The sequence below is a fragment of the Pseudomonas sp. NPDC098747 genome (assembly GCF_044760045.1).
Taxonomy (GTDB): Bacteria; Pseudomonadota; Gammaproteobacteria; order Pseudomonadales; family Pseudomonadaceae; genus Aquipseudomonas.
Window position 1 is genome coordinate 75,128 of sequence record NZ_JBIWAL010000009.1, and the last position, 20,973, is coordinate 96,100.

Sequence of the window (20,973 nt, forward strand, 5' to 3'; positions counted from 1 at the left end):
AATGAAAACCCGAACAACTACATCTACAACAACAATCAAAATATAACCCAAAACAACGAAAAACCAAACAAAAAACACATGGCCCGCGCGGTACACAGCACCACGCCATAGATCAGGCCCCATTTGATGTTGGGCACGGTGACATGCCAGAACATCTGCCAGCCGTTGGCGCCGAGCAGACGCGCGGCTTCCTCTTCCTGAGTGCCTTGTTCCTGCATCAGCGGGATCAGCTCGCGAGCCACGAACGGCACGGTGACGAAAATCGTCGCCAACACGATGCCCGGCAGGGCGAAAACGATCTGGATGTCGTGATCCTGCAACCACGGCCCGAAGAAGCCCTGGGCGCCGAACATCAGCACGTAGACCAGACCGGCGATCACCGGCGACACCGAGAACGGCAGGTCGATCAACGTCACCAGCATGCTCTTGCCGCGGAACGAGTACTTGCTCACGCACCACGCGGCACTGACGCCGAACACCAGGTTGAGCGGCACCGAAATCAGCACGGCGAACACGGTGAGTTTCAGTGCCGACAGTGCATCCGGTTCAAAGATCGCGGTGAAGAAAGCGCCGAGGCCGTTCTTCAAACCCTGCGACACCACGATGAACAGCGGCAGCAACAGAAACAGGAAAAAGATCAGCCAGCCAAGGCCGATCAGGATTCTGCGCGACGTGGCACTGCCACGGCGTGCAGCGTTGGCCGAGGAAGCGGCCGCAATAGACGATTGGGACATGTTCGCGCCTCCTTATGGGGTTTCGATGCGCCGCTGCAGCAAGTTGATCAGCAGCAACAGGACAAAGGAAACCACCAGCATCAACACGCCGATGGCAGTGGCGCCGGTGTAATCGTATTGGTCGAGTTTGACCATGATCAGCAGCGGGAGGATCTCGGTTTTCATCGGCATGTTGCCGGCGATGAAAATCACCGAACCGTATTCGCCGACACCACGAGCAAAGGCCAAGGCAAAACCGGTCAGCCAGGCGGGCAGCAATGCCGGTACCAGAATGTGCCGGAACACCTGCCATGGCTTCGCGCCGAGGCACGCTGCGGCTTCTTCGACTTCACGGGGAATGTCGGCCAGCACCGGTTGCACCGTGCGCACCACGAACGGCAGCGTGACGAAGGTCAGCGCGAGGGTGATACCCAACGGGGTATACGCGATTTTGAAACCGAGGTCGGCGGCGAATTGACCGACCAGACCGGCCGGCGCGTACAGCGCGGTCAGCGCGATACCGGCCACCGCCGTCGGCAAGGCGAACGGCAGATCGATCATCGCGTCGATAATCTTGCGCCCGGGGAAGGTGTAGCGCACCAGCACCCACGCCAGCAATGTGCCGATGATGCCGTTGATGATCGCGGCGCACAACGCGGTGCCGAAGCTCAGCTTCAAGGCTGCCAGCACGCGGGGGGCGGAGATGATCGTCCAGAACTGATCCCAGGTGAGCTGCGAGGCGTGGACGAACATCGCCGCCAGTGGGATAAGCACAATCAGGCTGAGGTACACCAAGGTGTAACCCAGCGTCAGCCCGAAGCCGGGTATGACGGGGGAAATACGACGCGACATAAAAGTCCCTGGTTAAAAAGCGATCCGGTTAACGCACCAATGTGGGAGCGAGCTTGCTCGCGAAGAGGGAGTATCAGTCAACTTTACGTCGTCTGACACTCCACTTTCGCGAGCAAGCTCGCTCCCACATTTTCCGCGCCTGGCCTCGGCTTGGTGTGTGGCTGAAGTCAGATTACTGCGCCTGATAAATCTGGTCGAACACACCACCATCATTGAAGAATTTCGGCTGCGCGGATTTCCAGCCGCCGAAGTCCTTGTCGATGGTCACCAATTCCAGTTTCGGGAACTGCTGGGCGTACTTGGCGGCGACATCTTTGTCACGCGGACGGTAGAAGTTCTTCGCGGCAATTTCCTGACCGGCCGGGCTGTACAGGTGCTTGAGGTAGGCTTCGGCTATCTGCTCGTTACCCTTCTTCTCGGCGTTTTTGTCGACCACGGCCACCGGTGGTTCAGCCAGGATCGACAGCGAGGGCACGACGATGTCGAACTTGTCCGCGCCGCCGTCTTCTTTCAGCGCCAGGAACGCTTCGTTTTCCCAGGCCAGCAACACGTCACCCTGACCGTTGTTGACGAAGGTAATGGTCGAACCGCGAGCGCCGGTATCGAGAATCGGCACGTGCTTGAACAGGGCTTGTACGTATTCTTTGGCTTTGCCTTCGTCACCGCCGTTGGCTTTCAGGCCATAGGCCCAGGCGGCGAGGAAGTTCCAGCGCGCACCGCCGGAAGTTTTAGGATTCGGGGTGATCACCGAGACGTCGTTCTGGATCAGATCGCCCCAGTCCTTGATGCCTTTCGGGTTGCCCTTGCGCACCAGGAACACGATGGTCGAGGTGTACGGCGTGCTCGCTTCCGGCAGACGCTTCTGCCAGTCGGCTGGCAGGGTCTTGCCGAGTTTGGCGATTTCGTCGATGTCGCCGGCCAGCGCCAGAGTCACCACGTCGGCGCGCAAACCGTCGATCACCGCGCGGCCCTGCTTGCCCGAACCACCGTGGGATTGCTGGATTTTCACAGTGTCGCCGGCATGGTCTTTCTGCCAGAACTTGATGAACTCAGCGTTGTAGTCCTGATACAGCTCGCGCGTCGGGTCGTACGAGACGTTGAGCAGTTCGTAATCCTTGGCAACTGCGGAACCGGCAAACACAGCGCTGGCCAGGGCGGCCAAAGCGTAACGGCGAATCGACGACATGGTGAAAGCTCCTGGAATTGCTGGTGGTGGCTTTTTCTTATGTATTGCTGGAATCGGGTTGCCGGCTTTTAGCCAGGTTGTTTGCCGGGTTGCTGCAAACGGAATTTCTCTTTACGTTCGATCTGCACGACTTGAGCGTTGTGCACAGTGATCTCCACCGCGCCGAAACGCAGATCGCGCAGGGCGCTCTGGATTTCACGCAAGATGGTGCTTTCGTCCTGACCGTCAACGCTGCGAAGGGATGCGCTCATGGTGCTGCTCCTTTGAATGGGATATGCCTGGCAGTGGGCGGCACTGCGTTCGGCGTGGGAGCAATATAAGAGAGGCGCTGATATTCTTAAAAAGACCATTTAATAATGTTTATATAACCAAAAAACATTCTGTGACGGGACAAGGGTTTGCGCTGATTTGAAATCCTTCAGAGAACTTTGTGACGAGGGGATTCATCCCCGTTGGACTGCGTAGCAGTCCGATTTTTTGGGGCCGCTTCGCGACCCAACGGGGATAAATCCCCTCGCCACAGGGTTGGTGTTAGCCGTAAAGGGCCTATTCAGCCAATCATCGGGGCTTTTGCCCAATCTATATCCAACGCAGGCACCGGCCGCCCAAACCAATACCCCTGCCCGAGATCGCATTCCTGCTCCAGCAAAAACGCCGCTTGCTCAACCTGTTCGATCCCTTCGGCATGCACCTGCATGCCCATACTCCGCGCCAGCGCGATGATCACCCGGACAATCGCCGCGTCATCCTCATCCCATGGCAAACCGGCGACAAATCCCTGATCAATCTTGAGCTTCTGTACCGGCAGACGCTTGAGCCTTAATAGCGACGAATATCCGGTACCAAAATCATCGATCGCCAAGCGGATACCCAACTCACGCAAGCGGTGCATCTGCTCGAGCGCCACCTCCGGATCGTCCATCACCGCGCTTTCGGTCACTTCCAGTTCCAGGTACGCCGGGTCCAGCCCGGTATCGCGCAGCACCTGCGCTACCTGCTGATACAGCTCACGCCGGGCGAACAACCGCGAAGAAACGTTCACTGCCACGAACGACAACATCCTCCCGGCCTGCTGCCATTGGCACATCTGCCGGCAAGCCTGCTGCATCACCCAGGCATCGATTTCGGCAATCAACCCGGTACGCTCGGCAATCGGGATGAACTCGGCCGGCGACACCAGCCCCCGCTGCGGATGCTGCCAGCGCACCAGGGCTTCGACGCCGATCAGGCGAGCGGTTTTAAGGTCGTGCACCGGTTGGTAGTAGACACGCAACTCCTGCTGTTCCAGCGCACGGCGCAGTTCGAAGGCAATTTCGACCCGTTGCTGGGCGTGAGCCGTGAGTTCTTCGGTGTACAAGGCATAACCGTTGCGCCCACTGCTCTTGGCCTTGAACAGCGCCGCGTCGGCGTTGCGCAACAGCTGGTCAGCGCTCAGCGCATCGCTGGGGAACAGGCTTATGCCGACGCTGGCGTTGATGAATAACTCACCGCCGTCGATGCCGACCGGCTCCTTCAGCGCATCGAGAATACGCTGGGCGCATGCCGCCGCCTGGCCGGGCTGTGGACAACTTTCTGCCAACACCGCGAATTCGTCACCGCCAAGTCGCGCCACGGTGATGCCGGGGCCGAACAGCGCCTGCAATCGGGTCGCCACCGCTTTGAGCAAACGATCGCCGACGTTATGACCGAGGCTGTCGTTGATCATCTTGAAGTGATCCAGATCGAGCAACAGCAGCGCACAGCCGCGCTTGTGGGTCTGCGCCGACGCCAGTGCCTGTTCGGTACGATCGCTGAACAACAGACGGTTGGGCAGATCAGTCAGCGGATCGTGGTGGGCAAGGTATTGGAGCTCATGCTCGGAATGCTTGATCGCACTGATGTCAGAAAACACCGCCACGTAATGGCTGATCAGCCCCTGATCATCATGAATGACGCGGATGGTCTGCCATTGCGGATAAATCTCCCCGCTTTTGCGACGGTTCCAGATCTCGCCGCTCCACTCGCCCTGCGATTCCAGCGTGGAGAACATCGCCTGATAGAAGCCCGGCGGATGGTGGCCGGACTTGAACAGACTGGGTTGTTGGCCGAGAACTTCTTCGCGCAGATAACCGGTGATCTCGATAAACGCACGATTAACGTGCACGATTAGCCCCCGATGGTTGGTAACCAACACGCCTTCGCGGGTGCAATCGAACACAGCCGCTGCCTGCCGCAGGTGTTCACGATCGGCGTGACGTTCACGCAACCGCGCTCCGATCCCGAGAAACTCACACAACCGCGCTCGCGCCAGAAAAATCAGGCCGGCACTGAACCCCGCGAAAACATAACCGTTGATCAGTTGCCATCGCGCGAGTTCGACGGAGTTATCGAAGAAACTGTTTAATAAATAACCAGTAGCTTGCAGCCAGATCGCCGCAAGTACGAGATAGAGCAGCGCTGCACGCAAGGCATCGCGATAAGTGGCAGACATTCGGCCGTCCATGTCCCTACAAAAAGTTGGGATTATAGGTCAAGAAACATTCAGCTAACTCTTATCTGAAAGCGCGACTGGTTTTATCTGTGTGCTTAGTGATAATGCATCGGCTGTTTTTATCTTTATCGAGGGCCCTATAGCCTATGTGGTACGAAGGTTTTCTTGGCTTGTCGGCCTGGTCTCTGGTCGCGGTCACTCTACTGATGACCCACGTGACGATTGTCGGCGTCACGGTCTATCTGCATCGCTACTCGGCCCATCGCTCCCTGGAGCTGAATGCCGGCCTGAAGCACTTTTTCCGTTTCTGGCTGTGGCTGACCACGGCGCAGAACACCCGCGAGTGGACTGCCATCCACCGCAAACACCACGCCAAATGCGAAACCGAAGATGACCCGCACAGCCCGGTCATCAAGGGGTTGTCCACGGTACTGCGGACCGGCGCCGAGCTGTACCGCGCCGAAGCCCAGAACCCGGAAACCTTGCGCATCTACGGCAAGAACTGCCCCGAAGACTGGATCGAGCGCAACGTCTACAGCCGTTTTCCACTGCTGGGCGTGGCAATCATGGGCGTGATCGATTTGCTGCTGTTCGGCACCATCGGCATCACCATCTGGGCGATCCAGATGATGTGGATCCCGGTGTGGGCCGCCGGCGTGATCAACGGTCTGGGCCATGCTGTCGGCTATCGCAACTTCGAATGCCGCGACGCGGCGACCAATCTGGTGCCGTGGGGCATCCTGATCGGCGGCGAAGAACTGCATAACAACCACCACACCTACCCTAACTCGGCCAAGCTGTCGGTGAAGAAGTGGGAATTCGACCTCGGCTGGGCGTGGATCAAAGTGTTCAGCTTCTTTCGTCTGGCCAAGGTGCAACGTGTAGCGCCAATCGCCCACCGCGTCGAAGGTAAAGGCAATCTGGACATGGACACCGCCATGGCGATCCTCAACAACCGCTTCCAGATCATGGCCCAGTACCGCAAATTGGTGATCGGCCCGTTGGTCAAGCAGGAGCTGGCCAAAGTCGATCACTCGGTGCGTCACCAGTTCCACCGGGCCAAACGCCTGCTCTCGCGGGAAACCAGTCTGCTGGAAGATCGCCACCACGCGCGCATCCAGAGCATGCTTGAGCACAGCCATGCGCTGAAGGTCATTTACGAAAAACGCTTGGCCCTGCAGCAGATCTGGGTCAAGACCAGCTCCAATGGCCACGACATGCTCGCCGCCATCAAAGAGTGGATTCACGAGGCTGAAGCCAGCGGTATTCAGTCTCTGCGTGAATTTGCCGACCAGCTGAAAACTTACTCGCTGCGACCCGCTGCCTGACTGCTGCCCTTGTGGCGAGGGGATTTATCCCCGTTCGGTGGCGAAGCCACCGCAGATCTGACGGCGCGTTTGCATGAATGAAACGCGCCGTCATTACCGCCCAGCAGAACCCCACTACCGGTGGGAACTTCGCCGAAAATCACCTATCTCAAAGACTTCGCCATTCCGGCGGGCTTAGGTGTTGCCGTTGTTGTCGACTCGGCACGCCCTCTGAGAACTGTGCCGATGGTCAACAACAACCAAAAAGACTCATCCTTCCCGCAGTGGCCCGAGGCCGCGCAAACCCTCATGGCATTGATGCACGCCCAAGGCGAAGTCGCTCGTCTGAGCGAACGCGAACAACTGTTCAGCTCGCTGCTGGTCAGCGTTAACGCGGTGCTTTGGGCATTCAACTGGGAAACCCGTCAGGTGCTCTACGTCAGTCCCGCTTATGAGCGGATTTTCGGCCGCTCCGCAGGGCTTCTGCTGGCCGACTACAACCAGTGGCGCGACAGCATCTATCCCGACGATCTCGAATACGCTGAACGCAGCCTCGCTGAAGTCCTGCACAAAGGCGCGGTGGAAGATCGCGAGTATCGGATCATCGCAGCCGACGGCCAGGTGCGCTGGCTCAGCGACAAATGCTTCATCAATCGTCAGGACGAGCCCGGGCAACCGGTGATCATCGTCGGCATCGCCGAAGACATCACCGAAAAGAAGCAGATGGAAACCGAGCTGCAACGTCTGGCCACCACCGACGTACTGACCCAGAGCAGCAACCGCCGGCACTTTTTCGAATGCGCCAACCGCGAGTTCGAAGAGGCGCGTCAGCAAGGCGCGCCTTTGGCCTTTCTGCTGTTGGATATCGATGATTTCAAGATGATCAACGACACCTACGGCCATCCTCAAGGCGACAGCGTGCTGCAAGCCATTGCCGAATGTGGGCGTGCTTCGTTGCGACGGGGAGACTTGTTCGGGCGAATTGGCGGTGAAGAATTTGCCGCGGTGTTCCCGGGCTGCGCCCCCGACATGGCCATGCAAGTAGCCGAACGGCTGCAAAATGAGATTCAGCGTTTGAGCTTTAGTCATGACGGCCAGACGTTCGGCATCACCGTCAGCCAAGGCCTGACCAGCCTCACCGAAGGCGACGAAAGCCTCGACAGTCTATTCGCTCGCGCCGATACGGCGATGTATGAGGCCAAGCGACAGGGCAAGAACCGCATCATCTCTGGTTGAACACAAACCTCAACCAATGCCCCCTGTGGGAGCGAGCTTGCTCGCGAAGGAGTCTTGTCAGTCGACGTGTGCTTATGCCACACCGCATTCGCGAGCAAGCTCGCTCCCACAGGGTTAGAGGTAACTCTGGCTACTTACGCATCCGCATCAACTCGGGCAACCCGATCTTGAGGAACCGGGCCGTCCGGCTCTTCGCCAATTCCTCTATACCTTCATGCTCGGTCAGGCGAGCCATCTGCGCGGCCATGTTCATCACCAGCGCCTCGCGGGAATATACCCCGCCCCCGAGCTGGTAGACCGAGGCAATCAATTCGCGCAGCTCCAGCGGCAGTCGCCAACGGGTGCGCAGCGCCGAACCATAGGCCGCGCCGAATTGCGCCAACGCTTCACCCACTTCCTGAAGATCATCCAGCTCACCGCCCGCCTGCTTCCATTCCTGCAAACACCGCAGCAACGCCAGATCGCCAAGACGATGCAGCATGCCCGCGCAATAGCAGCGCTCCTGATCCAGATCGAGCAACCGCGCCAGTGTGCGCGCGTATTCGGCGGTGTGCAGCGACAGCCCCCAATAACGTTCGGCGTAGTCCGCCAGGCATGGATCGCTAAGCCGGGCACTGCGTTTGAGCGCCAGCCCCAGAATCAAATTCATGCTTTGCCCGGTGCCAAGCCTTTGCAGCGCCTGCGCCAGAGTTTGCACCGGTGCGCCATGGTGTTGCGCGGCGCTGTTGGCCGCCGCAATCAACACCGCTGTGATCTGCGGATCGGTACGGATTTCCTGTTGCAGCAGCGTCAGATCGAGACCGCCGGGATTGAGGCTGCGCTTTACCGCGACCTGCACATCCGTCATCAACGGCGCGCCGTCGGCCTGCTCACGCCGCCGCTCCAGGAATACCGACAAGGTCATGCCGGGCGCCAGCGCCGGCACCTCACAGAACACTTCTTCCCCGGCATTCAACAGCAAACCCTGCAAACGCTCGGTCAGGCTTTCCATGTTCAGGGGTTTGGTCAGGTACGCCGTCGGTGCCAGCGGTAGGGCTTCACGCACGCTGGCACTGTCATTGCGGCTGCTCATCAGAATGAACGGCAGCGGCGGATTACGTTTGCGCTGACGCACACTGCGCAGCACATTCAAGCCATCAACGCCGGGCAGTTCCCAATCGACGATGGCAAAGTCATACGGCACTTCACTGAGCATCGACATCGCTTGTTTGCCATCGGCGCACAGGTCCAACCGCGCATCACAACGCACGTTCAGCAACACTTGTTTGAGCAGGTCCCGGGACCACGGATCAGCCTCGGCAATCAGCACTCGGGGTACGGCGGGTAAATCAACGGCAGTCATGCACGCTCTCCCTTGCAATGCCTGAACCTTAGCCAATGATGGCCATTCGATACAGTGCTAAAGCAGCCGATGTGTTTCAGGGGCATGAAAAAACCCGCCGAAGCGGGTTTTTTGTCGATCAGGTCACACGGGGTGATCAGAGCTCGGAGAAGCACTCTTCGATGATCGCCAGACCTTGGTCCAGTTGCTCGTCCGGCGAGGTCAGCGGTACGAGTACGCGCAGAACGTTACCGTAGGTGCCGCAGGACAGCAGGATCAGGCCCTTGTCGCGAGCCTTGGCCACAACGGACGCTACAGCAGCAGCGTTCGGCTTGTGACTGTCACCGTTTTCGAATAGCTCAACGGCAATCATCGCACCCAGGGCACGAACTTCGCCGATCACCGGGTATTTGGCCTGGATGGCTTTCAGGCCAGTGACCAGACGCTCGCCGACAGCCTTGCAGCGGTCCAGCAGTTGTTCTTCTTCGAACACTTCCATCACTGCCAGAGCAGCGGCGCAAGCGATCGGGCTACCGGCGTAAGTACCGCCCAAGCCGCCTGGTGCGATGGCGTCCATGTAGTCAGCCTTGCCGCAAACACCGGCCAGCGGGAAACCGCCCGCAATGGATTTGGCGAAGGTGGTCAGGTCGGCAGCGACGCCCATCTGTTCCATGGCGAAGAACGTACCGGTACGGCCAGCACCGGTTTGTACTTCGTCAGCGATCAGCAGGATGCCGTGCTGGTCGCACAGGGCACGCAGACGCTTCATGAATTCCTTCGGCGCAACGTAGAAACCACCTTCACCCTGCACAGGCTCGATGATGATCGCGGCGATGTCTTTCGGCTCGGCGTCGTTCTTGAAGATGCGCTCGATGGAAGCGATCGAGTCGTCGATGCTCACGCCGTGCAGTTCGTTCGGGTACAGCGCGCGGAAGATGCCACCTGGCATCAGGCCCATGCCGGCCGAGTAAGGCACGACTTTACCGGTCAGGCCCAGGGTCATCATGGTGCGACCGTGGTAAGCGCCGGTGAAGGCGATCACGCCAGCGCGGCCAGTGGCGGCACGGGCGATTTTCACGGCGTTTTCTACCGCTTCGGAACCAGTGGTGACCAGCAGGGTTTTCTTGGCGAAATCACCTGGCACCTTGGCGTTGATTTTTTCGCACAGCTCGACGTACGGCTCGTAGGCCAGCACCTGGAAGCAAGTGTGCGTCAGCTTGTTCAGCTGTTCGGTCACGGCGGCGATGATTTTCGGGTGCACGTGGCCAGTGTTCAGCACAGCGATACCGCCGGCGAAGTCGATGAATTCACGACCTTCAACGTCAGTCACGGTAGCGTTCTTCGCGGATTCGGCGAAGATCGGGTGAATCTGGCCAACACCACGAGGTACAGCAGCGTTACGGCGGGCCATCAGTTCAGCGTTAGTCTTGCTCATTACAGTCCTCATTCGCCGCTCATCGGGCGGCGTGGTTCAAGGATTAAGCGCAAGGATTCGACGGTGGCAGCATGCGATGATCGACTGCCACGGCGTTCCCGGCCGCAGAGAAAATTCCGGTTTGAAACACGCAAAGGGACAGCGCTCTCGTGCCCTTTGCGTTTGCAGCGATCCCTTTCTCGGCTTAGATGCCCAGGCAGAGGTATTTGATTTCCAGGTAATCTTCGATGCCGTACTTGGAGCCTTCACGACCCAGGCCCGAAGCTTTGATGCCGCCAAACGGCGCGACTTCGTTGGAGATCAGCCCGGTGTTGACGCCCACCATGCCGTATTCCAGGGCTTCAGCTACACGGAACACACGGCCCAGATCGCGAGCGTAGAAATAAGAGGCCAGACCGAACTCGGTGTCGTTGGACATCGCGATCACTTCGGCTTCGTCTTTGAAGCGGAACAACGGCGCCAGCGGACCGAAGGTTTCTTCCTTGGCCACCGCAGCGTTTTTCGGCACGTTGGTCAGGATGGTCGGCTCGAAGAAGTTGCCTTCCATTTGCTTGCCGCCAGCCAGTACGGTTGCGCCTTTGGCTACTGCGTCAGCGATGTGCTCTTTCACCTTGGCCACGGCTTTTTCGTCGATCAGCGGGCCAGTGGTGGTGCCGTCTTCCAGACCGTTGCCGATCTTCAGTTTGGCCACAGCCACTTTCAGCTTCTCGGCGAACGCGTCGTAGACCGAATCCTGAATGTACAGACGGTTGGCGCAAACGCAGGTCTGACCATTGTTGCGATACTTGGAGATGATCGCGCCTTCGACGGCCTTATCCAGGTCCGCGTCGTCGAACACGATGAACGGCGCGTTGCCGCCCAGTTCCAGCGAGACTTTCTTGATGTCCTTGGCGCATTCAGCCATCAGCTGACGGCCGATTTCGGTCGAGCCAGTGAAGGACAGTTTGCGCACGATCGGGTTGCTGGTCAGCTCGCTGCCGATGTCGCCAGCGCTGCCGGATACCACGCTGAACACGCCAGCAGGAATGCCGGCACGCTGAGCCAGTTCAGCCAGAGCGAATGCGGAGAATGGGGTTTGCGAAGCAGGCTTGAGCACCATGGTGCAACCAGCCGCCAGCGCAGGGCCGGCCTTACGGGTGATCATCGCCGCCGGGAAATTCCACGGGGTGATGGCCGCAGTCACGCCGATTGGCTGCTTGATAACGATCAGGCGCTTGTCCGGCTGATGGCCCGGAATCACATCACCGTAGATGCGCTTGGCTTCTTCGGCGAACCACTCGATGAACGAAGCGGCATAAACGATTTCGCCCTTGGCTTCGGCCAGCGGTTTACCCTGCTCGAGAGTCATCAGGCGAGCGAGGTCGTCCTGGTTTTCGATGATCAGTTCGAACCAGCGACGCAGCTTGTTCGCACGATCCTTGGCGGTCAGCGCACGCCAGGCCGGCAGCGCTTTGTCAGCGGCTTCGATGGCACGGCGGGTTTCGGCAGCGCCCATCTTCGGCACGGTGCCGAGGATTTCGCCGGTGGCCGGGTTATTGACCTTGATCGTCTGACCGTTGTCCGCATCGACCCAAGCGCCATTGATGAAGGCTTGCTGGCGGAACAACTGGGTGTCATTAAGCTGCATGTCGGCTTTCCTTAACAGCACCGCGGCCTGCGCGGAGCAAATTATGATTGTAGAAAGGCGCCTCGCAAGGCTGCCGTCAGGGAAATCAGTGACCGGGTGAGGCGCAAAAATAGTGCACGCTTCGAAACACCTGCGCTTCAACACCCAATCAACGGGCGTTTGAAATCTCAAACGGATCGTAGGAGCAAAGGGGTTAAAGGACAATAGGGCGTTCGAAAAAAAGAACAAAAACGCCGCATTTGCTGAATTTTTCAGATCAACGAGCAAAAATCCCTGCCGCAGGAAAACCTTAGATCAGCCCCGCCAAAGCGCCAAGCGAGGGTTTTGCAGAACGTTACCGCTTTATGGAATACAGCGGTTTTATCGCGACACGCGCACTGACAAAACCCACCAAAACCCAGCATGGACGCCCCGAGCCGACCTAGGTATGATGTCGCCCGCTGCACCAGTAGCTCAGCTGGATAGAGTACTGCCCTCCGAAGGCAGTGGTCGTGGGTTCGAATCCCGCCTGGTGCACCATCTTCTTTCCCTTGTATTACAAGGGGATAGCGCTCCTGACAGAAACCTGTCCTAGTCCTGAAAGTCGTTTTTGCCACAAATTTGCCACACTTAATGTGGCGGGAATGGTCGAAATGGCAACAATCAGGAATCGCGGCGAGTATCAGTGGGAAGCGCAAATCCGTCGCAAGGGCTATCCAGCCCAACGAAAAACCTTCGAAACTAAAGCCGATGCTCAAGTCTGGGCGCGCATGATCGAAAGCGAAATCGACCGAGGAATTTTTGTCTCTCGCGTCGAGGCTGAACGCACCGCCTTTCATCAACTCATTGATCGCTACATCTCCGAGATTGCTCCGAAGCACAAAGGCGTCTATTCGGAAATTAAACGTCTGGAAGCCCTTAAGCGTCATCCATTGGCGACACGTATCGTTGCCACCCTCACCTCTTCCGACTTCGCCCGTTACCGCGACGAGCGCCTGAAGATCCGCAAGGGCAATACGGTCAAGCGTGAGCTGGCGTTGTTTCAATGTGTGATTGAGGTCGCTCGCCGCGAATGGGGAATCCATCTTGCCGAGAATCCGGTGCGGATGGTCAGCCGCCCTAGCTATAACGACGAACGTTCGCGACGCCTGGACCCGATTGAGGAGCAATACATCCTCAGCGCCTTGGAGCTTCGGGAGCGCCGTGCCGATGGAACCTATGCAGACGCCTCGCACAACCCTTGGATACGGTCCATCGTGCAACTGGCAATTGAAACCGCCATGCGCCGTGGCGAGCTATTCGAGTTGCGCTGGAAGCATGTGAATCTGGATCGCAAAACCGCTCATCTTCCAGCGACCAAGAACGGGCTACCCAGAACCGTCCCACTCTCCCCGCGAGCTATTCAGCTGCTCAAGGACTTGCCACGCTCACTTTGCGGCCGAGTCTTCCCCACCACCGCAGACGCTCTCAAGAAGGCCTTCACTCGCGGTTTGGAGCGAGCAAGGACGAAATACTTAGGAGATTGCGAACGCGCTCTGGTAACGCCCCAGGAAGACTTTCTGCTCGATCTGCGCTTCCACGACCTACGCCATGAGGCCACCTGCCGGCTGGCCACCAAACTTCCGAATCTGATTGAGCTGGCCAGCGTAACGGGACACCGCGAGGTGAACATGCTGAAGCGTTACTACAACATCACTGCAGAAGAACTCGCGGCGAAGCTAGCTTGATGGTCAGTCGATAATCTCAAGCCCCAGGGAGCGAGCCAGCTCCCTGATCTCTGAATCAGTTCGAGCACGGTTTAGCGCGGCCTCCTCGCGCTCCCGCTGCTTGAGTAGATAGACCTCGTTGAAACACTCGATAACCTGCTCACGAGTTAAGTCGGAGGACGATACTCGACGTTTCAGGGTGTTCAGAATATTGCGCGCACTAAGCTGCGCCGCTTCTCGCAGATATGTCCTCAACAGCAAGTCACGAAAAATCCAATCGCTGACCCACGCCTTCGACAAAGCCCAAAACAACAGCCGTTGATAGGTATCCCAAGCCATCCGCGTTTGACCGCTCAGATAACGCCGCAGAATCCGTCCGTCTGCATCCTTAAAACCGTAAATGCCGAGCTCAGTAAGCAATCTCTCCAAGGCGACCTTCGACATTCCCGACTTGTGCAAAATCCCGGAGAACAGGTACTGCACCAGATCCACCGGAACTCGGACAACAAAGTTTTTCCGGCCCTTTTCCTGGTGACTTTCAATCTCACGGAAAACGAGCTGAAAGACTTCTTCAGGATTGATATCGGATTCAAAGGATGATGGCTGCATGTACCCATTCTTTGGCTAACAGCCGCATCTGTCAAAAAGGTGTCCTAGTTAATCGGTCCTCGATTGGCGAAAGCTGCACGTACTCCATAGCAACCGAGCGACAGTAGCGATGAGCGTCGATTACGAAACCATTCAAAAAATCCAGAAGCTTTCAGATGACGTGTTGATAGGCGTAGCCGAGGTCGCGGCGCTAACAGGATTCAGCGTGTTAACCGTGCGTCAGCGCAAACTGCCGGGGCTTGATCCCCTTCCGGGACTATCGCGGCTACGCTGGCGTCTCGGCGATCTTCGCCAGTGGATGCGCCATGGTCCCGAACGCACTTCGGCTTCGCCAGTCAAGCCAGTGTTGAAAACCACGCCAGAAAATCGAGTTGGCCGCCCCACAAAAAAAGAGCAAGTAGAGGCTAGAAAATGAGCACTCGCACACCTGCCTCCACTCAAAATTAAGCAGTGGTCACTTCGTTTATAAACGAGCCGCTAACGCCGCCAGAGCTCCATACGAATGACATCACGACTTCAGGGAGCAGGCGTCTTGCACAGCTCGCCAAACTTGAAGCTCGAGCAAGAGCGGCTAACAAGGGGCAGCTCAAGCCAAAGCCTGCGATTACAACCCCAACGCTGAAAACATGGCCGGATGAGGTTCGCGGCGTACCGAATGCGTTCTTGCGGTCTGCGCTTTTTGGAGCAGTAAGGAAGGGCAGTCGGACTGATCTAAAAATGGTGGCGATTAACTCAATCGGGGGCGTGCAAATTTCTTATACAGGAACGCGTCTCGACCAGATCGACCTTTCCGTATGGCTAAGCGTGTTGCACCTCTCTCGACGGCAAATGCTAGGCCACGAGCTCCGCTACAAGGCTTACGGCGTGCTTAAACTCATGAAAAAGACCGACACGGGAAAGAATAGGAAGCTGCTGCACGATCGCTTGCTGCGATTGGCAGCGTGCAACGTTGAGGTAGTGCTGGGTGATATTTCCTACACCGGTAGCCTGATCAAGCACTTCTATAAGGACGAGAATAGCTTGGAATACGTCGTAATCCTTGACGCCAAGCTAAACGCACTGTTCTCCAAGTCTGGCTTCAGTTACATCGATTGGAGTATTCGGTCTGCATTGGATGGCCAGCCACTCGCCCAATGGCTTCATGGATTTTATTCGAGCCATGCAAAAGCTTACGGACTTAAAGTAAGCACGCTGCACCAGCTCTGTGGAAGCGAAGCCCGCGAAATCTGGAAATTTACCCAAACGTTATGTCGCGCGTTCGACGCTTTGAGCGCTGCCTACAACAAACACGGTAAATCATTCGAGTACGCCATTCGAGGCGATTTGGTACACGTCCAAAGACAGGAAAGCCAGACCCAGTTCCGACATCTCATGAGGGTGGAAAAAACAAAAAGGACGCGTGCCGTTCTAGCGGGTAGAGAATACTGTTCTAGCAGGTAACGCTTACCGTTACGGCGGGTAGCGTAGCCCGTTCCAAAAGGTAGGCTATCCACAGTCAGTAGTGCCTGTCAGGCTGATAGCATAAGGCCGCAGCATGCGCCCCTCTAAAAACTAATCTCAACCTAATCAGTACTAATCGGATCTCGGACGGAAGTTCAGCCCCAAACGAGCAGTCGAGGGATTGTTCGCAGCCGGCTCAAACGCGGAAGATGAATGCTATGGCTAACCGGAGACGTACCACCGTTGAGCGAATAATCCTCCAAGCCCGGATATGGGGGTGGGATATGTCCTGGTCGTTCAGCATGGCCACGCCGACCGATACCAGGCCAATCGGTCACCATTATTCAGAGCATACTGCGATAAAGCTTTACGGCTCCGTCCGATACCCTGAAGCATTTAAATACCCAGCCCTAGAATGCTACCTATACGTTGACCCATTACTCCTAAGCGACAAATCGGCTCCTCGCTGCATCGGTTCCATGCAGGTGACTGGCAAAAAACTCATCGCATATGTCGCCGTTCACAATGACCGCTTCAACAGCTTAGTCATCGCTGCAAGTCGACTTGTTGCCCTGGAGATCAATGCGGAGCCGCTGAGATATCGCAAGGCAAAGGTGATGGGTATCCACCTAAGCACCGAGCTGGAGTCTGATTGGTAATGGTTTTTGATCATCGGAGCGCTAGTGTCCAGTGCTCGTTTACTAGCCCTGCCCCCGGTGCCGAGAAACTATGACGAGGTCCAAAATCCTCATTCCTCGTCAAAGTAATCGCTATCCAGTTTCGGCAGCTTGAGAAGCCGGGACGTTACCCCAACCTCGTAGTCCATCATCAGGTTGACCAAGCGGATGCCATCCACCAGCACCATGCCTTCCACTGAACGGGCAAAGTCGATTCCTTGAGCAGTGAAACCTGACGTAGTAATAAATACCCCTCGCTTGGCCTTTTGCCCGGCAAGTGCTCCATAGAAAGCTTGCAGCTCAGGACGGCCTACAGTGCCCTGCCAGCGTTTTGCTTGGACATAGACTTTTTCCAGCCCGAGCTTATCAAGCGAAATCACCCCGTCAATTCCGCCATCTCCGCTACCACCAACACGCTGCAAATCGTTTCGGCTAGCCCCGTAGCCAAGGCTGTGCAACACATCGAGCACGATAACTTCGAAGCGGTTGGGGCTGACTTGTAGCAAGTTATCCAGTAGATCCGCTGCTGTTGCATCGCGTAGCTCACGCAGAGCCTGTTCCAACCGATCGTCCGGGCTCACAGTTGCTGATATCGGTGTATCTGCACCCTGCTCTAGCCCATCTAGCGGGACGGCATCTGTGGGGCTCCGAAGCTTCACGTCCATGAAGCCGATGGCGAGTTGTTCAACCTGATCCGCCGTGAGCGGTGACGGGTGCTGTGTGGAATAAGCAGTGCCCGCTTCGGTGAGCCTCCAGTAGCCTCGTTTCGCGCTGGAAGATAACCCTGCGCGCTTGAGACGATCGTGAGCCCATCCAGCGCGGTTCTTATAGGTCGCTTGCCCACTCGCAATCAGCTCTTGAAGCTGTGGTTCAGATAAATTCAAAGCCCGGGCCGCAGCTTCATGCGCGTCCCGTGCTGTCGCGCCTTCCGGATTCGCCGCAAGGTAGCGCAAGATCGGCTCAATGAATTTGTCGTATGTAGGAACGGACATCAGGATTCCCTTCGCAAGGTTGCCAGCGTGGGCAAATGTGGTAAGCCGCATGTTATCCGGAGTTTGGAAAATTATGCTTGAGGTCTGTGCCTGATGATCGTGGAGTGAATCCAAAAGACAGCTGCTGCCTACGACCGCCCATGCAGAGCCTGGGCAGTCGCAGCCAGCCTGATCATTAATTGACAATGACCTCGCACTACTCTGTGAAACGTGCGAACTCCGCAATGAAAACGACGACCCGCATGGCGCCACTCTCGCAATAATCTTTCGATACGTGAGGAGCTATTTGCTCTTAGCGAACGCTGGCGGGGCAATGCGCTGTCGGCGCTGGCTTGGATTGACAGAGTCAAGCAGAACTTCCTTGATGCGCTGAGCAGAAATCTCGAGATCTTCAGGGGCGGCGTTCTGGATAGCACGAATTAACCGCTCACGATTGGAGCGCTTCAGATCCATAATCTCGGCGAAGCTTCTTTCGGAGTCACTGGACTGCTCCATAACTATCTCCAAGGTATCTTGAGAGAATTACCTGAGATCTACACGCCAGTGTCAAATAGCTCCCTCAGATTCGTCAATGTAGCCTTTGTGCCTCCGCATCACCATAACCGTCCCAAAATCGTCTCACGCTTATCAACGTCAAGCGTGCATGCATGCTGTTTATACCATCCCTCTGTATCAGAAAGTCACTCAAGGCCAGTGGCAATTCGGTAAATCCTAGCTGTCGCTCTAGCGTCTTTCTCGCCATCCAATCGTCGTATCCTCAGCCGCTGATGGATGATGCATTCTTTGCTTATGTAATCGATTTTAAATTCGCCTTTTTTTCGTACCCAAGGCGTCCCCTCAATGCCTACTCCCTTTTGCATCCAGGCTGTAACTGGGTAGTGCACAACTCATCTAAATTCTGAAAGCAAAGACCAGGACAAGGTAGGGTTTGTGATACCGCCAGTTCCTGGCGACTCACAATCGGCGCGCACCAGTCGTTACACTCCCTTTGCTTGCCTACCTTCCCTACTCAGGGCAAGCCCCGAGACCCCAATACCTGGAAAAGGAAAGCTCATGAGCCTTAGCGAACAACGCCGACGTACAGGATGGCTACCGGCAATTCGTTGTTTTGAGGAAGAGGAAGCACTGGTACGCGAGAAAGCCCACGATAGCGGAATGAGTGTTGGTCAGTTCGTACTGGCCGCTGCATTGAAGCGACAGACCAGAAGCAAAATTGACTCCCACGTAATCAATGAGCTGCGGCGTCTAGGTGGCCTTCAAAAGCATCTTTTCGCCGAGGGCAACGGCGCGCTTTCCAAGGAGTACGCAAATGTCTTGGTTGAGATTACCGAAGCCATCAAGCGTATCGGGTGTTGAGGCAAACCCGTTGTCCCTTGGTGACTCACAGCGCTGTGCTTATCTCATGCAATGCCAGGACTTCCTGCTCTGCTAGACCACGACTACGCTGTTCCAACCCTGCCGTCGAGCTCAGCACTTGATGTTCGATTTCCTGTTGCTCCAATAACCTTCCCAACAAGATGACCTCTCCGTCCGCCTCAAGCCTAAGAAGCTGCTCTGGACAGCTGAACGCCCAACGATCAAGTATTTGCCAGCCACGGGCGTGATAAGACGGAGAGCGGAGTACAGATTGAATGGAGGAGCTTGCCAACACGTTGGCGGCAATTGATAGCGGCGCGCGGTCACTGAGCATGTGTATCTCCCACTTTACGGAGGCGTGTGATCATTCTTGTATTTTGCGCAATGGAGGAAGACCGGAAGCCGCCCTGTAGCTTCAGCTCTCCAATGTGCTGATGGCAGAATCCAAGTGCAGCAAGGGTAACTATATCGTTACGGGCAAGTGCTCGATTAGCCGAGCGCATCATTGCATTGGCCTGCTCCAGTCGAGCGATATCTTTCGAGACAGAGCAGCTGGTTGGTTTTCTCATAGCCCACTCCTAATCAATGATGGGCTGACACTCAGGAGTGCTTACCCAGGCCGCCCCCTAACTACTGAACAAAGTACTGAGTCGAGCCTCGGTCTTGAGCACTTCTGCCGACCTCAATACAAGACTGAACACAGGAACATCAAGGTTGTTGATCAGCACCTCCAACCGATGATTGCGCTTCCCGGCCGGAACGATCCGCCAAGAATTAATTTCACCAAAACTGAAGAAATGCTCCGCACCATTGATTGGATAGACCAGCAGTCTCCGCTCTGAACCATCGATACCCAGATAGGCATCATTCATCTTCGCAAAGACTTCGAGCTGCGGTTGAAAGCTTCCGCTCCGGAAGCCCACGTTATCTGACTATAACTAGCGCCCTATCAGGTTCGAGTGCAGTGTATTGGGGCAAGCGTCACAAGCTCCCCCGCAAACCTCGTTTCAAGCATCCTCGGTTAGCACAGCAGTCCAAATGCGCTTGAGTGGCAGCTCTGATTTAATTCCCTCATCCAACCGGTCGTAGTTTAGGAATAACTGCTCCAGCAAGTCATCTTGGCTCCATAGGCGCAAACGGAAGAAGCTGGAGGCCAATTCTTTCTGCACATTGCTGCGGTAGCCGCCCCAAGCGACGAACAAGCCCTGGCTGGCGTTGAACTTGCTCATAGCCCCCAAAAGCTTATCCACCGTCGACCGGTCGACTAGACCGGTACCGGACTTCACCTCGACGCAGAGGTTCTGCTCGCCAAATCCCATCAAGCCAGTGCTGGCCAGGATATCCACGCCACCGTCGGCACCTTCCGGGCTTTGCCAGATGCTAAAGCCCTGGGCGCGTAGGATGGCCGCCACCAAAGTGGTCAACCGGTGGCCTTTGAAGCGGCGCTCGATCAACCGCACGATATGGTCTTTGCCGGTGCGTTCCAGGTCAGTTTCCGCCTGCTCCACCGCGACTTCGTCCGAGGCGGTGACCTCGCCCTTGACCAACTCCTGCAAAGATTCCGGCTGCCAGCCATTAGCTTTCATGGCCTTGAGCCGGCCTTCGGCGTTATTACGCTGAATCCGACAAATAGTCATAAAAGCGCCGAAGCTGTAGAGCAAATCCTGAGAAAAGTTCGAGCGCGGAATAGCCTCGCCAATCCACTTCAATGAACGCCAGTGGTAGAACGGATCGGGGCCATCGCTAGCAAACTGGTAGTCGCCAACAATCTCACCGATATAAATCACCGGTTGAGTTTTGAGAGGCACCACCACCCAATCCCCCACCTGCATACGCCGGGCGAAAGGCCAGACCTGGCTGGTCCAGTTTTGCAGCTTCTTCGGTTTAGCATCGGGGAAGCGCTTCGCCAAAGCAGCATGTAACTGCTCGCGCTTCTGTAGATCAGCAAGATTCACGTCCAAGCCGTCCCAAGTTACATAAACACGGCGTTCGCCGATAAATTTTTCCTCGAACTCTCCGGCGGAACCCGCTCGCACCAGCCAGATGGCCATTTGGACTACTCCTTTC

The 20,973-nt window shown here is 56.7% G+C and carries 20 protein-coding genes, 1 tRNA gene and 1 pseudogene; 8 read left to right on the plus strand and 14 right to left on the minus strand.

What is annotated here, in order from left to right; genetic code table 11:
- The 5 genes and pseudogenes from ACIQVE_RS08170 to dibA form a co-directional block, all read right to left on the minus strand.
- Nucleotides 1-734 (minus strand): annotated as a pseudogene (locus ACIQVE_RS08170) (sulfate ABC transporter permease); the annotation flags it as partial.
- 12 nt (nucleotides 735-746) lie between these two features.
- The gene (gene cysT, locus ACIQVE_RS08175) at nucleotides 747-1,565 is read right to left on the minus strand and encodes a sulfate ABC transporter permease subunit CysT (protein WP_402806541.1); all 819 of its coding nucleotides are present in this window, start codon (nucleotides 1,563-1,565) and stop codon (nucleotides 747-749) included.
- A 172-nt stretch (nucleotides 1,566-1,737) separates the two neighbouring features.
- Nucleotides 1,738-2,751, minus strand: a complete 1,014-nt coding sequence (locus ACIQVE_RS08180; RefSeq protein ID WP_402806544.1) for a sulfate ABC transporter substrate-binding protein — start codon at nucleotides 2,749-2,751, stop codon at nucleotides 1,738-1,740.
- Nucleotides 2,752-2,819: 68 nt separating this feature from the next.
- Nucleotides 2,820-3,002, minus strand: a complete 183-nt coding sequence (oscA, locus tag ACIQVE_RS08185) for a sulfur starvation response protein OscA (RefSeq protein ID WP_007917682.1) — start codon at nucleotides 3,000-3,002, stop codon at nucleotides 2,820-2,822.
- A 299-nt stretch (nucleotides 3,003-3,301) separates the two neighbouring features.
- On the minus strand, nucleotides 3,302-5,221 hold the full coding sequence (gene dibA, locus ACIQVE_RS08190; protein ID WP_402806547.1) for a phosphodiesterase DibA: 1,920 nt from the start codon (nucleotides 5,219-5,221) through the stop codon (nucleotides 3,302-3,304).
- Between the two features lie 146 nt (nucleotides 5,222-5,367).
- Here dibA and desA point away from each other — a divergent pair, with 146 nt between their 5' ends.
- A complete protein-coding gene (gene desA / locus ACIQVE_RS08195) occupies nucleotides 5,368-6,549 on the plus strand; it encodes a delta-9 fatty acid desaturase DesA (protein WP_402806550.1) in 1,182 nt (393 codons plus the stop codon).
- 225 nt (nucleotides 6,550-6,774) lie between these two features.
- Nucleotides 6,775-7,764: a GGDEF domain-containing protein gene (locus tag ACIQVE_RS08200; RefSeq protein ID WP_402806553.1), complete on the plus strand. Its 990-nt coding sequence runs from the start codon at nucleotides 6,775-6,777 to the stop codon at nucleotides 7,762-7,764.
- A 130-nt stretch (nucleotides 7,765-7,894) separates the two neighbouring features.
- Here ACIQVE_RS08200 and ACIQVE_RS08205 read toward each other — a convergent pair whose 3' ends face one another.
- From ACIQVE_RS08205 to gabD, 3 genes are all read right to left on the minus strand, one after another.
- The gene (locus ACIQVE_RS08205; RefSeq protein ID WP_402806556.1) at nucleotides 7,895-9,106 is read right to left on the minus strand and encodes an HDOD domain-containing protein; all 1,212 of its coding nucleotides are present in this window, start codon (nucleotides 9,104-9,106) and stop codon (nucleotides 7,895-7,897) included.
- 136 nt (nucleotides 9,107-9,242) lie between these two features.
- Nucleotides 9,243-10,520: a 4-aminobutyrate--2-oxoglutarate transaminase gene (gene gabT / locus ACIQVE_RS08210; RefSeq protein ID WP_402806558.1), complete on the minus strand. Its 1,278-nt coding sequence runs from the start codon at nucleotides 10,518-10,520 to the stop codon at nucleotides 9,243-9,245.
- A gap of 184 nt (nucleotides 10,521-10,704) precedes the next feature.
- Nucleotides 10,705-12,147: an NADP-dependent succinate-semialdehyde dehydrogenase gene (gene gabD, locus ACIQVE_RS08215; protein ID WP_402806561.1), complete on the minus strand. Its 1,443-nt coding sequence runs from the start codon at nucleotides 12,145-12,147 to the stop codon at nucleotides 10,705-10,707.
- Nucleotides 12,148-12,589: 442 nt separating this feature from the next.
- On the opposite strand from gabD, the gene ACIQVE_RS08220 reads away from it, so the two are divergent.
- Nucleotides 12,590-12,666 (plus strand) — tRNA-Arg (locus ACIQVE_RS08220).
- Nucleotides 12,667-12,770: 104 nt separating this feature from the next.
- On the plus strand, nucleotides 12,771-13,853 hold the full coding sequence (locus tag ACIQVE_RS08225; RefSeq protein ID WP_402806563.1) for a site-specific integrase: 1,083 nt from the start codon (nucleotides 12,771-12,773) through the stop codon (nucleotides 13,851-13,853).
- A 3-nt stretch (nucleotides 13,854-13,856) separates the two neighbouring features.
- On the opposite strand, the gene ACIQVE_RS08230 is transcribed toward ACIQVE_RS08225, so the two are convergent.
- Nucleotides 13,857-14,441 (minus strand): hypothetical protein, encoded by a 585-nt coding sequence (locus tag ACIQVE_RS08230; RefSeq protein WP_402806566.1) that lies wholly within the window; start codon nucleotides 14,439-14,441, stop codon nucleotides 13,857-13,859.
- Between the two features lie 109 nt (nucleotides 14,442-14,550).
- On the opposite strand from ACIQVE_RS08230, the gene ACIQVE_RS08235 reads away from it, so the two are divergent.
- The 3 genes from ACIQVE_RS08235 to ACIQVE_RS08245 all read left to right on the plus strand — a co-directional run bounded on the left by ACIQVE_RS08235 (nucleotide 14,551) and on the right by ACIQVE_RS08245 (nucleotide 16,540).
- Nucleotides 14,551-14,856 (plus strand): helix-turn-helix transcriptional regulator, encoded by a 306-nt coding sequence (locus tag ACIQVE_RS08235; protein WP_402806569.1) that lies wholly within the window; start codon nucleotides 14,551-14,553, stop codon nucleotides 14,854-14,856.
- Nucleotides 14,857-14,891: 35 nt separating this feature from the next.
- The gene (trfA, locus tag ACIQVE_RS08240; protein ID WP_402806572.1) at nucleotides 14,892-15,881 is read left to right on the plus strand and encodes a plasmid replication initiator TrfA; all 990 of its coding nucleotides are present in this window, start codon (nucleotides 14,892-14,894) and stop codon (nucleotides 15,879-15,881) included.
- Between the two features lie 284 nt (nucleotides 15,882-16,165).
- Entirely contained in the window at nucleotides 16,166-16,540 is a 375-nt protein-coding gene (locus ACIQVE_RS08245; protein WP_402806575.1) for a hypothetical protein, read from the plus strand.
- A gap of 89 nt (nucleotides 16,541-16,629) precedes the next feature.
- On the opposite strand, the gene ACIQVE_RS08250 is transcribed toward ACIQVE_RS08245, so the two are convergent.
- Nucleotides 16,630-17,550, minus strand: coding sequence for a restriction endonuclease (locus tag ACIQVE_RS08250; RefSeq protein ID WP_402806577.1), 921 nt, complete (start codon nucleotides 17,548-17,550; stop codon nucleotides 16,630-16,632).
- 282 nt (nucleotides 17,551-17,832) lie between these two features.
- Nucleotides 17,833-18,045 (minus strand): hypothetical protein, encoded by a 213-nt coding sequence (locus ACIQVE_RS08255; protein ID WP_402806580.1) that lies wholly within the window; start codon nucleotides 18,043-18,045, stop codon nucleotides 17,833-17,835.
- A gap of 558 nt (nucleotides 18,046-18,603) precedes the next feature.
- Between ACIQVE_RS08255 and mobA the strand changes: the two genes are divergently transcribed.
- On the plus strand, nucleotides 18,604-18,906 hold the full coding sequence (gene mobA, locus ACIQVE_RS08260; RefSeq protein WP_402806583.1) for a plasmid mobilization protein MobA: 303 nt from the start codon (nucleotides 18,604-18,606) through the stop codon (nucleotides 18,904-18,906).
- 25 nt (nucleotides 18,907-18,931) lie between these two features.
- Here the strand turns inward: mobA and ACIQVE_RS08265 are convergent, their stop codons facing one another.
- From ACIQVE_RS08265 to ACIQVE_RS08275, 3 genes are all read right to left on the minus strand, one after another.
- A complete protein-coding gene (locus ACIQVE_RS08265) occupies nucleotides 18,932-19,240 on the minus strand; it encodes a hypothetical protein (RefSeq protein WP_402806586.1) in 309 nt (102 codons plus the stop codon).
- Between the two features lie 292 nt (nucleotides 19,241-19,532).
- Nucleotides 19,533-19,778 (minus strand): hypothetical protein, encoded by a 246-nt coding sequence (locus ACIQVE_RS08270; RefSeq protein WP_402806589.1) that lies wholly within the window; start codon nucleotides 19,776-19,778, stop codon nucleotides 19,533-19,535.
- Nucleotides 19,779-19,913: 135 nt separating this feature from the next.
- Nucleotides 19,914-20,957: a restriction endonuclease gene (locus ACIQVE_RS08275; protein ID WP_402806591.1), complete on the minus strand. Its 1,044-nt coding sequence runs from the start codon at nucleotides 20,955-20,957 to the stop codon at nucleotides 19,914-19,916.
- Nucleotides 20,958-20,973 lie beyond the last annotated feature (16 nt).

What these genes read in the sequence shown, in the direction of transcription:
- cysT (WP_402806541.1), bottom strand. Translation starts at nt 1,565, where the DNA reads ATGTCGCGTCGTATTTCCCCCGTCATACCCGGCTTCGGGCTGACGCTG.
- ACIQVE_RS08180 (WP_402806544.1), bottom strand. Translation starts at nt 2,751, where the DNA reads ATGTCGTCGATTCGCCGTTACGCTTTGGCCGCCCTGGCCAGCGCTGTG.
- oscA (WP_007917682.1), bottom strand. Translation starts at nt 3,002, where the DNA reads ATGAGCGCATCCCTTCGCAGCGTTGACGGTCAGGACGAAAGCACCATC.
- dibA (WP_402806547.1), bottom strand. Translation starts at nt 5,221, where the DNA reads ATGTCTGCCACTTATCGCGATGCCTTGCGTGCAGCGCTGCTCTATCTC.
- desA (WP_402806550.1), top strand. Translation starts at nt 5,368, where the DNA reads ATGTGGTACGAAGGTTTTCTTGGCTTGTCGGCCTGGTCTCTGGTCGCG.
- ACIQVE_RS08200 (WP_402806553.1), top strand. Translation starts at nt 6,775, where the DNA reads ATGGTCAACAACAACCAAAAAGACTCATCCTTCCCGCAGTGGCCCGAG.
- ACIQVE_RS08205 (WP_402806556.1), bottom strand. Translation starts at nt 9,106, where the DNA reads ATGACTGCCGTTGATTTACCCGCCGTACCCCGAGTGCTGATTGCCGAG.
- gabT (WP_402806558.1), bottom strand. Translation starts at nt 10,520, where the DNA reads ATGAGCAAGACTAACGCTGAACTGATGGCCCGCCGTAACGCTGCTGTA.
- gabD (WP_402806561.1), bottom strand. Translation starts at nt 12,147, where the DNA reads ATGCAGCTTAATGACACCCAGTTGTTCCGCCAGCAAGCCTTCATCAAT.
- ACIQVE_RS08225 (WP_402806563.1), top strand. Translation starts at nt 12,771, where the DNA reads ATGGTCGAAATGGCAACAATCAGGAATCGCGGCGAGTATCAGTGGGAA.
- ACIQVE_RS08230 (WP_402806566.1), bottom strand. Translation starts at nt 14,441, where the DNA reads ATGCAGCCATCATCCTTTGAATCCGATATCAATCCTGAAGAAGTCTTT.
- ACIQVE_RS08235 (WP_402806569.1), top strand. Translation starts at nt 14,551, where the DNA reads ATGAGCGTCGATTACGAAACCATTCAAAAAATCCAGAAGCTTTCAGAT.
- ACIQVE_RS08245 (WP_402806575.1), top strand. Translation starts at nt 16,166, where the DNA reads ATGTCCTGGTCGTTCAGCATGGCCACGCCGACCGATACCAGGCCAATC.
- ACIQVE_RS08250 (WP_402806577.1), bottom strand. Translation starts at nt 17,550, where the DNA reads ATGTCCGTTCCTACATACGACAAATTCATTGAGCCGATCTTGCGCTAC.
- ACIQVE_RS08255 (WP_402806580.1), bottom strand. Translation starts at nt 18,045, where the DNA reads ATGGAGCAGTCCAGTGACTCCGAAAGAAGCTTCGCCGAGATTATGGAT.
- mobA (WP_402806583.1), top strand. Translation starts at nt 18,604, where the DNA reads ATGAGCCTTAGCGAACAACGCCGACGTACAGGATGGCTACCGGCAATT.
- ACIQVE_RS08265 (WP_402806586.1), bottom strand. Translation starts at nt 19,240, where the DNA reads ATGCTCAGTGACCGCGCGCCGCTATCAATTGCCGCCAACGTGTTGGCA.
- ACIQVE_RS08270 (WP_402806589.1), bottom strand. Translation starts at nt 19,778, where the DNA reads ATGAATGATGCCTATCTGGGTATCGATGGTTCAGAGCGGAGACTGCTG.
- ACIQVE_RS08275 (WP_402806591.1), bottom strand. Translation starts at nt 20,957, where the DNA reads ATGGCCATCTGGCTGGTGCGAGCGGGTTCCGCCGGAGAGTTCGAGGAA.